This is a genomic window from uncultured Campylobacter sp., assembly GCF_938030145.1.
Lineage (GTDB): Bacteria > Campylobacterota > Campylobacteria > Campylobacterales > Campylobacteraceae > Campylobacter_B.
In genome coordinates, this window is record NZ_CALHGM010000010.1 from 24706 (window position 1) to 34815 (window position 10110).

General features: G+C 50.1%; 8 protein-coding genes. All 8 read left to right on the forward strand.

What is annotated here, in order from left to right:
• Genes leuS through Q0323_RS03120 form a run of 8 tightly spaced genes read left to right on the forward strand, consistent with a single transcriptional unit; the run spans position 1 to position 9975 of the window.
• Positions 1-2448, forward strand: coding sequence for a leucine--tRNA ligase (gene leuS / locus Q0323_RS03085; RefSeq protein ID WP_298051345.1), 2448 nt, complete (start codon positions 1-3; stop codon positions 2446-2448).
• Between the two features lie 6 nt (positions 2449-2454).
• A complete protein-coding gene (lptE, locus tag Q0323_RS03090) occupies positions 2455-2994 on the forward strand; it encodes an LPS assembly lipoprotein LptE (protein WP_298051348.1) in 540 nt (179 codons plus the stop codon).
• Positions 2975-4345 carry a bifunctional folylpolyglutamate synthase/dihydrofolate synthase gene (locus Q0323_RS03095; protein WP_298051350.1) on the forward strand — a complete coding sequence of 457 codons (1371 nt, stop codon included), beginning with the start codon at positions 2975-2977 and terminating at the stop codon, positions 4343-4345. Before lptE ends, Q0323_RS03095 begins: the two co-directional genes overlap by 20 nt.
• Positions 4338-5231 (forward strand): M23 family metallopeptidase, encoded by an 894-nt coding sequence (locus tag Q0323_RS03100; protein ID WP_298051352.1) that lies wholly within the window; start codon positions 4338-4340, stop codon positions 5229-5231. Before Q0323_RS03095 ends, Q0323_RS03100 begins: the two co-directional genes overlap by 8 nt.
• Positions 5231-8191: a DEAD/DEAH box helicase gene (locus tag Q0323_RS03105; RefSeq protein WP_298051354.1), complete on the forward strand. Its 2961-nt coding sequence runs from the start codon at positions 5231-5233 to the stop codon at positions 8189-8191. Before Q0323_RS03100 ends, Q0323_RS03105 begins: the two co-directional genes overlap by 1 nt.
• Positions 8175-9158 carry an ATP-binding protein gene (locus Q0323_RS03110; RefSeq protein ID WP_298051356.1) on the forward strand — a complete coding sequence of 328 codons (984 nt, stop codon included), beginning with the start codon at positions 8175-8177 and terminating at the stop codon, positions 9156-9158. The genes Q0323_RS03105 and Q0323_RS03110 overlap by 17 nt, the downstream gene beginning before the upstream one ends.
• Positions 9155-9280, forward strand: coding sequence for a hypothetical protein (locus Q0323_RS03115; RefSeq protein WP_298051359.1), 126 nt, complete (start codon positions 9155-9157; stop codon positions 9278-9280). The genes Q0323_RS03110 and Q0323_RS03115 overlap by 4 nt, the downstream gene beginning before the upstream one ends.
• Positions 9277-9975 carry a 3-methyladenine DNA glycosylase gene (locus Q0323_RS03120; protein WP_298051361.1) on the forward strand — a complete coding sequence of 233 codons (699 nt, stop codon included), beginning with the start codon at positions 9277-9279 and terminating at the stop codon, positions 9973-9975. The genes Q0323_RS03115 and Q0323_RS03120 overlap by 4 nt, the downstream gene beginning before the upstream one ends.
• The last annotated feature ends 135 nt before the right edge of the window (positions 9976-10110 follow it).

Sequence of the window (10110 nt, forward strand, 5' to 3'; positions counted from 1 at the left end):
ATGCCTTACGATAGTAAAAGTATTGAGCTTAAATGGCAGAAAATTTGGGATAAAGAGGGAGTTTTCGAGCCTAAGGACGATTATAGCCTGCCTAAAAAATATATCCTTTCGATGTTTCCTTATCCAAGCGGTCGCATCCACATGGGGCACGTGCGAAACTACAGCATCGGCGACGCGCTGAGCCGCTATTATAGACTACGCGGATACAACGTGCTTCAGCCGATCGGCTTTGATAGCTTCGGTATGCCTGCGGAAAATGCGGCGATCAAACACGGCATTCACCCTAAAACTTGGACTTACGAAAATATCGATTATATGAAAAACGAGCTTCACCGCCTAGGCTTTAGCTTTTCGGCTCGTCGCATGCTCGCTACCTCCGATCCGCTCTATACGCGCTGGGAGCAGGAATTTTTCATCAAGCTTTTTGAAAAAGGGCTCATCTATAGAAAAAGCGCCGTGGTCAATTGGTGCGAGCACGATCAGACAGTGCTTGCCAACGAGCAGGTCGAGGAGGGTCGGTGTTGGCGCTGCGGCAACGAGGTCGTGCAAAAGCAGATGCCTGGATATTATCTAAAAATTACCGCTTACGCGCAGGAGCTTTTGGATTGCCTAAAGCAGCTTGAGGGCAAGTGGCCCGCTCAGGTGCTTACGATGCAAGAAAACTGGATCGGGCGCAGCGAGGGTTTGGAATTTAGCTTTAAATTTGACGAGCAAAGCAGAGCCAAACTTGGCGGCATCGAGGGCTTTAAGGTCTTTACGACGCGCCCCGATACGATTTACGGCATGAGCTACGCGGCGGTCGCGCCCGAGCACGAGGTCGTAAAGAGACTTTTGGATAATAATTTACTTGACGCCGAAGCTGCGGCGAAGGTGAGAGAAATTTTAAATCAAAGCCCGCGGGAACGCCAAGCAAGTGATAAAGACGGCGTGAGCCTCGGAATCAGCGTGCTTCATCCGCTAAGCGGCAAAAAAATCCCCGTTTGGACTGCGAATTTCGTTTTGGCAGAATACGGTGGCGGCGCTGTCATGGCTGTGCCTGCGCACGACGAACGAGACTTTGAGTTTGCAAAGAAATTTAACCTGCCGATCATTCAAAGCATCGCTCCTAAAAGCGGCGATTACGACGCTAGCAAAGCTTACGTCGAGCCCGGAATTTTAATAAATTCCGCGGAATTTAGCGGCATGGATAGCGAGAAAGCAAAAAGCGCCGTTATATCAAAATTTGAGGAGCTAGGGCTCGGACGCCGCGTGGTAAATTTTAAACTGCGCGATTGGGGAGTGAGCCGCCAGCGTTACTGGGGCGCGCCGATCCCGATGATCCACTGCTCAAAATGCGGGCTGGTAAGCGAGGAAATTTCAAATCTGCCCGTAGAGCTTCCGCAGGATATTAAGATTACGGGCAAAGGCAATCCGCTCGACGCGCATCCTAGCTGGAAGTTTTGTAAATGCCCTAAATGCGGCGGCGACGCGGTACGCGAGACCGACACGCTCGATACCTTTTTTGAAAGCTCGTGGTATTTCGCGCGCTACGCAAGCGACGAGCGAACGTGGCAGCAGCGGGCGTTTGACGAGCAAAGCGTGAATTACTGGATGAACGTCGATCAATATATCGGCGGCATCGAGCACGCGATTTTGCACCTTTTGTATGCGAGATTTTTCCAAAAGGCTCTTCGCGACATAGGCTATCTGCGCGATAGCGAGCCGTTTGAGCGGCTGCTAACTCAGGGTATGGTGCTAAAAGACGGCGCGAAGATGAGCAAAAGCAAGGGCAATACCGTCGATCCCGATGATATTATCGAGAGATACGGCGCCGATACGGCGAGACTTTTTATACTTTTTGCCGCACCGCCGCAAAAGGAGCTTGAGTGGAACGACAGCGCGGTAGAGGGCGCGTATAAATTTTTAAATCGCCTCTACGATCGCGCCGAAAACGCCTATGCTACGGATAAAATTCCGCAGATCGACCACGCAAGCCTAAATAAAGAGGAAAAATACGCCCGCCTCAAGGTTTACGAGGCGCTTAAGAAATCGCAGCAGGTTTATGAGAGCAGCTTTGCTTTTAACACCCTAATCGCCGCGTGTATGGAGGCGCTAAACGCTCTAAACGCGCAGAGCGACAAAGACGTATTCACCGAGGGCTACTTTGTGATCTTAAGTCTGCTTGAGCCTATCGTGCCGCACATCTGCGCCGAGCTTAGCGAGAAGCTGTTTAAGAGGCGGAATTTCGGCGAGCTGCGAGTTTGCGAAGAGGTCTTTGAGAGCGATACGATCAAACTCGCCGTCACGATTAACGGCAAAAAGCGCGCCGAGTTCGAAGCGGGCGCGAGCCTAAGCGAGGGCGAAATTTTAAACCTTGCGAAGCAGAATTGCGCCAAATGGCTAGAGGGCAAGAGCGTCGTAAAAGAAATTTACGTCAAAAACAAGCTTGTAAATTTGGTGATAAAGTAGGCGAAGATGAGGAAAATTTTAACCGTTTTTTGTTTGATTTTTTTAATCGGCTGCGGCTACAAGCCCGTTTCAAGGATCGCGAAAGAGACTATGAGTGGAAGCGTATTTGTGGATGTGATGATGAGCAAAACTGATCCGCAAAACACCGTCGCGATCAAAGATGCAATCAGGCAGGGTATAGTTCAGCGCCTAGGGATGAGCCTTGCGGATAAAAACTCGGCGCAGACGATCGTAGTAGCGAGTATAAAAAGCCTAAGCTTTAGCGAGCTTTCATACGATCAGTTCGGCTACGTCACTAGCTACCGCGCAAATCTCATCGTAAATTTTAGCACTAAGCTTAAAAACGGCGAGGTTTTCAGCAAGGATTGCGTTGGCGATTACGATTTTAAAGTTAGTCGCCTAGTCAAAAATAGCTACGATACGAGCTCGATCATTAGCGATAAGGACCGCTACAAGGCGATCGAAAATGCCTCTGCGCAGGCGTTTGACGAGTTTATTTCGGCGCTTGCGATTAGGGGATTCAGACTTGAGCGGGCGCAGCATTAAAGAATTTTTGCAAAATCGCCCGATTTATTACAAAAAAATCGACTACGAGCGCTTCCCGCGGGCGTATGCCGCCATTAAAGATAAAATTCCGCTTAAAAACGTCATTCAGATCATCGGCACCAACGGCAAGGGCAGCACCGGGCGGTTTTTGGCTAACGCGATCGCCGAAGCGGGCTTTAACGTCGGGCACTACACCAGCCCGCACGTTTTCAGGCTCAACGAGCGCATCTATCTTGCGGGCCCGACAGATAAGCGCTTAAATTCCCGCGAGCTAAATTTAGATCATAATTCAAAGCAGTGTTTAAATTTAAACTGCGGCTCAGACGAGCTAAATTTTATTTGTGATTCAAATAGCCCAAGCAAGCCAAATTTAAATCAAAGCTCAAGCGAGCTTGCAAAGCAAAATTTCAAATCCGCGCCGATCGGACGCGACGTTAGCGACGCGCAGCTTCAGCGCGCGCATGAATTTTTGCAGGCGAGCTTGCCCGCGGAGTTTAAAGATAGCCTGTCGTATTTCGAGTATCTCACGCTTGCGGCGGCAGTGCTTTTTAGGGATTGCGATTACTGCGTGATCGAGGCGGGGATGGGCGGCGAGTTTGATGCTACGTCGAGCTTTGGGCGCACGCTGTCGCTTTTCACACCGATCGGCACTGATCATTTGGGCATGCTAGGACAAAATCTAGAGCAGATCGCCCACACCAAGCTCATTACGATGGATAAGGAAGCGATTTTAAGCGACGAGATGAGCGAGGTTCCGCTTCGTATCGCAAGGCAGATCGCAGAGCAAAAAGGAACTCATTTGAGGTTTGCAGCAGAGCTTTTAAACAAGAGCGAGCAAGCGCAGATCGCGGAGTTTTGCGCGCACAATAATCTACCTAAATTTCAAATTTCAAATTTAGCTCTAGCGCTTGCCGCAATGAAATTTTTAAATTTGAAATTTGAAATTTCGCAGCTGCCGCCTCTAAATTTACGCGGCAGGATGGAGACTCTGGCGCCGAATTTACGCGTGGACGTCGGGCACAACGAGCTTGCGGCGCAGCAAGTAGCCCGCGAAATTACCGAAATCTACGGGGGCAAAAAAATCGTGCTGATTTACAACGCTTTTGCCGATAAGGACGTAGTCGCGGTGCTGCGGGCTTTGGCGCCTGTAGTGGAGCGCGTGGAGATCTTTAACTACGAGGTTGCGGATCGCGAAATGGCGGCAGAGGAGATAACCCGTGCGCTTGACGCGCTTAAAATTCCACATTCGCCGTTTTGTGGCGAGCTTAGAGCGGACGAGGAGTATTTGGTTTTCGGCTCGTTTCATTTGGTAGAAAATTTTATTTTATGGCTTGAGGCGCGCCGTGGCTAAAACTAAACTTACCCTAAGCGATCACTTTGGCACCAAGACGCTGTATTTTGGCGAGAATTTTAGATTTCAGCTTAAAATTTTATCCGCGTTTTTTGTAATTTTTCTGCTTGTTCTGTTTTTTGCGATATTTAAACTCGCGAGCGACCGATCAAATTTAAAAGAGCTAAACAAAACCCTATACGCCGAAAATCTCGCGTTAAAAGAGCAAAATATCGCGCTTGAGGGCAAAAATGAGGAGGTGCTTGCCAAGCTGGACGGACGCGAAGACGATGGAGGCGGGCTGGATAGTGATATCCAAGTAATGCTTGCGATGAATGAGATGAAAAAGGAGCGCAAAAAGGGCTCCGGCGCGCATATCGCAGCTAGCGAAAAAACGGCGAGCGCGATTCTTAGCGCTGTGCCTAATGGACTCCCGATGCAGTATCGCGGCGTCACTAGCCCTTTTGGGATGCGCACTCATCCAATCAGCGGCGTTACGAGGATGCACCACGGCATCGACTTGCGAGCAAGCGAGGGCACTCCGGTGTTTGCGACGGCAGAGGGCTTCGTGCAGTTTGCAGGCGGCAGCGGTAGCGGATATGGAATTTTAGTGATTCTATCGCACAATTATGGCTTTGAGACCCGCTACGGCCACCTTAGCTCTGCGGTCGTAACGCCCGGTTCTTGGGTTAAAAAGGGCGATCTCATCGGTTATAGCGGTAACACCGGCTACAGCACAGGCCCGCACCTGCATTACGAAGTTAGGTTTTTGGCTCAAAGCGTTGATCCTGCAAATTTTATGAGCTGGAACGCGCAGAATTTCAAAAATATCTCGACCTTGGAGCCTAACGTATCGTGGCAGGAGATCGCAAACGTCGTGCAGCACCAGATCGAAAGGTTCAAATAATGCAAGCCGAGGTTTACGAATACTTTTTGCAAAACCAAAAAGAGCTTTTGATCTGCGAGGATGAAAAGGAAGCCGCGGCGTGCGAGCAGGTGCTAAAATTTATGGGCTACGCGACCTTTTGCTTGCCCGATTTTAGAGCGAGCTTCGGCGAGGATCTGCGCAGCTACATGGGCGAGCTAGCTGGCATCAGCACCGCTCTTAGCGCGTTTTATAAAGCAAGCGGCAAAAAAATTTTAATCTCTCCCGTCCGCACGATCCTAAATAAACTCCCCGCCGCAAGCCATCTGCGCCCGCTAAATATAAAATTTGGAAGCGAGTTAAGCCTAAGCAAACTGAAAGAGGAAATTTTACGCCTTGGATACGACGTGCGCGATATCGTCGAAAGCATGGGCGAGGTGAGCTTCCGTGGCGAGATCATCGATATTTTTTCGGTAGGGAGCGAAAGCGCGGTTAGAATTCTGCTCGACGGAGAGATGGTCGAGAGCATCAGGCACTTTGACGTCGCGACGCAAAAAAGCGAAAAAGATGAACTTGCGCAAACCGAAATAGCGCCGTTTTTGGCAAATTTAAGCGAGGACGAGTTTGAGAGCGTGAGCGAAAAGATATCGCGCGCGGATAGCGATGCGCTAGCGCGCGATCTGGGCTCGCTCGGGTTTTGGTTCATCGAGGGCTTCGTAGATTACACGAGCGCGTTTGATTGCATCTTGTTGCACGAGATCAAAAAGGATGAAATTTTTTCCGAGCGTAATTTGGATTTTTTAGACGCGATCGAGGTACTGCCCGCGGCGCGTAAATTTAAAGACCTCGCCGTGACGCCGTCGCAGGAATTTTTTGAATTCCACCGCAGCGAGGCTATCACGCTGATCGCGCGAAATGATGCTCTGCTCGCGCCGTTTGATCTTAGCGGATTTAACAATATCGAAATTTTACGCGAGGATTTCGTCGTAAATTTAATAAGCGCCGAGCGGATCATCCTTTCGCTAAACAAAGCGGCGCCTAAAAAGCGCGTGCGAAGATCGAGCTTGGCGCTTGATGAGCTAAACGTGGGCGATTTTGTCGTTCACGAAGATCACGGTATCGCTAAATTTAACGGGCTTGAGCTCATAGAGGTGATGGGGCGCAGCAAGGAGTTCGTATCCCTGCTCTACGAGGGCGGCGACAAGCTGCTACTGCCGGTCGAGTACCTAAATAAGATCGATCGCTACGTCGCAAGCGGTGGCGCGGTGAGCTTGGATCATCTGGGCAGGGCGAGCTTTTCAAAAATCAAGGAGCGAGTGCGCGAAAAGCTCTTTGCGATCGCTTCAAAGATCATCGCGCTAGCGGCAAAACGCGAGCTGGTGCGAGGGCTCGTCATCAAAAACGAAAGCGCGGATTATGCGAAATTTTTAAGCGCAAGCGGTTTTAGCTACACGAGCGATCAGCAAAAGGCGGTGAGTGCGATTTTGGCGGATCTGCAAAGCGGCAAGGTGATGGACCGCCTGCTTAGCGGCGACGTGGGCTTTGGAAAGACCGAGGTTGCGATGAATGCGATCTTTGCTTGCATTCGCAGCGGGCATTCGGTGCTGTTTTTCGTACCCACTACGCTGCTTAGCTCTCAGCATTACGCCACGCTTAGCGAGCGCTTTAGGGAGTTTGAAATTCCTGTTTTCAAGCTCGATCGCTTTAGCAGCGCGAGGCAAAAGAGCGAAATTTTAAAGCGCCTGCAAGGCGGCGAGGCGATCGTCGTGGTCGGCACGCACTCACTTTTAAATTTAAACCTCGCAAATTTAGGGCTTATAATCATCGATGAGGAGCATAAATTCGGCGTTAAGCAAAAGGAGCGGCTCAAAGAGAAAAGCGCCGCCTCACACCTGCTTAGTATGTCTGCCACTCCGATACCGCGCAGCCTGAATATGGCGCTAAGCTCGATTAAAAGCTACTCCACGCTGCTTAGCCCGCCGCAGGACCGCTTGGACGTGCGCACCTTCGTCAAGCAGTGGGATGAAAAGATCGTAAAAGAGGCGATCTCGCGCGAGCTGCGACGCGGCGGGCAGATTTTTTACGTCCACAACCACATCGCGACGATGCAAAGCTCCAAAAAGAAGCTGCTTGAAATTTTGCCGAGCCTTAAAATTCTAATTTTGCACTCCAAGATCGACGCTAAAACTACAGAGGATGAAATTTTAAAATTTGTAGCGGGCGGATACGATCTGCTGCTTTGCACCAGCATCGTAGAAAGCGGCATTCACATGCCGCGCGTAAATACGATCATCGTCGAAAACGCGGATAAATTCGGTATCGCCGATCTACACCAGCTGCGCGGCCGCGTCGGGCGCAGCAACAAACAGGGCTTTTGCTATTTTTTGATCGAGGATAAAACCGCTCTTACGCAGGACGCGCTAAAGCGGCTCGTAGCGCTTGAGAGCAACTCGTTTTTGGGTAGCGGCTCGGTGCTAGCGTATCACGATCTTGAAATTCGCGGCGGCGGAAACCTACTCGGAGAGGCGCAGAGCGGGCATATCGAAGCGATCGGCTACTCGCTTTATCTAAAGATGCTCGAAGAGGAGATCGGCAAGCTGCTAAGCAGAAAGAGCGCCGCTGCGAGCGTGGAGCTTAAAATTTCCGTAAACGCCTTTTTGAACTCGGAATTTATCAGAGAGGATCGCCTGCGCTTGGATCTTTACAGGCGGCTTAGCAAGTGCGCAGAGGCGAGCGAAGTGCTTGAAATTTTCGGCGAGATCGAGGATCGCTTCGGGCGCGCGGACATCTACACTAAGCAATTCATAGACGTGATGATGATTAAGGTTTTGGCTACGAAGCTTGGCTTGCGCGTGATTTCGAGCATGGACGAAAATATCTTAATCACCCTTGCAAACGGCGATAAGGTGCGATTAAAGGCGCAGACGCGCGACGATGACGACGTGATAAGCGAAATTTTAATCTATCTGCGAAGGGAGCTAAAAAATGCGAACTTGCGATGAGAATATCAAAAAAAGCGCGAGCAAAAGTAGAAGCGAAGATTTAAATTTAGACGCGGCAAGCGGTTTAAATTTAGCGCCGCAAGCCGTCCTAAAAAGCGCCCAGAGCGGCTCTATCGAGCAAATTTACTTTAGCGATTTTAGCGCGATTGATTGGCGCGCTGTGCAGGTCGCCGTATTTCGCGCAAATAAAAAGGCGCTAAAGATCGTCCGTGATATCGATTTCACGGATATTGACGCGCTTGTGGGGCTAGAGAGCCAAAAATCGGCTCTTATAAAAAATACGGACGCCTTCCTGCGCGGCTGCAGCGCCAACCACGCACTACTATGGGGCGAGAGCGGCTGCGGCAAATCAAGCCTTGCGAAGGCGGTTTTTTATAAATTTATCCCGCAAGGTCTTAAGATCATCGAGATCGGCAGGGACGATCTGGGCTATCTCGTGGAGATAATCGACGCGATCCGAGAAATAAATTTTAAATTTATCATCTTTTGCGACGACTTGAGCTTTGAGCTTGGCGAGAGCGGTTACAAGCACCTTAAGCCGCTGCTAGAAGGCTCACTAGAGCGCGCGCCGCGCAACGTACTGATGTATGCAACGTCCAACCGCCGCCACATCGTAGGCGAATGTGCAAGCGATAACGACGCCGCGCAGATAAGCCGCGGCGAGCTGCACCTAAGCGACGCGGCGAACGAGCGAATCAGCCTTAGCGAGCGCTTTGGGCTACAGCTAAGCTTTTACGGCGGGAGCATGCGGGAATATTTAGGGATCGTAGATGCCTACTTTGCGGCTGCGCAAGGCATGAACGCGGCGGAATTTCGCCTGAGCTTTGCTGCAAATTTAGACGAGCTGCACGCAAAGGCGAGGGAGTTTGCGATGCTTCGCGCAAGCCGAAGCGGCCGCGCGGCAAAGCAGTTTTTCTTGAGCTTTAGCGAGGAATTTTTTGCAAATTTAAAAGGTGGCGGCAGATGAATACAGCGTGCGAATTTAAATTTGGCGTAAATTTTATCGCAGTGTTAGAGCACACGCAAAAAATCGCCGCCGCCGCGCGAAATTTTAGAAACGATGCTAGAAATTTCGGAGGCACGAGATGAGCGCGACTGAGCTTTTTATCGCGCTTTTTCGCGTCGTGAAAATCAAGGATTTTCGCTGGTGGCCCGCGTTTGGAAGCTTTGAGGTGGTCGTGGGGGCGATTTTGATCCAAAATACGGCGTGGCGCAATGCCGATGCGGCACTGCAAAACCTGCGTAGCAAGGAGCTTTTGAGCTTAGAAAGCATCGCCGGGCTAGACGAAGCGGAGCTTGCGGAGATCATTAAAGTTAGCGGATTTTATAATCAAAAAGCGAGACGCTTGAGCTTGCTTTGCAAAGCGATAATCGCGGATTTTGGGGATTTTGAGAGCTTTAAATCGGGCGTTAGCCGCGAGTGGCTGCTAGCGCGCAAAGGGATCGGCGCAGAGAGCTGCGATGCGATCTTGTGCTACGCGTGCGAGCGTGCGGTGATGGTTGCGGACAGCTATTCGGCGCGCCTGCTTGGGGCTTTAGGCTATGAGTTTGAAAGCTACGATGAGCTTAGCGCGTGGCTTGGCGAGCTAGAATTTGAGCGGATCTATGAGTTTGTAAATTCTGCTAATCTTCCCTGCGATGCGGCGGCAAAAGCAGATAAGCTGGAGAACGAAAACAGCACGTATGCACTATTTCATGGGCTCATCGTGGAATTTTGCAAAGCGCATCTGAAAGGTAAAATTTTCGACGAGAGCGCGAAAATAATTTTAAATGATTTGAGGTAGATATGTTTAACACTAAAATTTTAGAAAATTTAATGGTTGCTTTTTGCTTTTGTATAACGCTTGTGTTACATTTACTAATATTTAACCATTACTTCTCACTCCAAGAAGGATGGTGGGAAACCTATGCTTATTTAG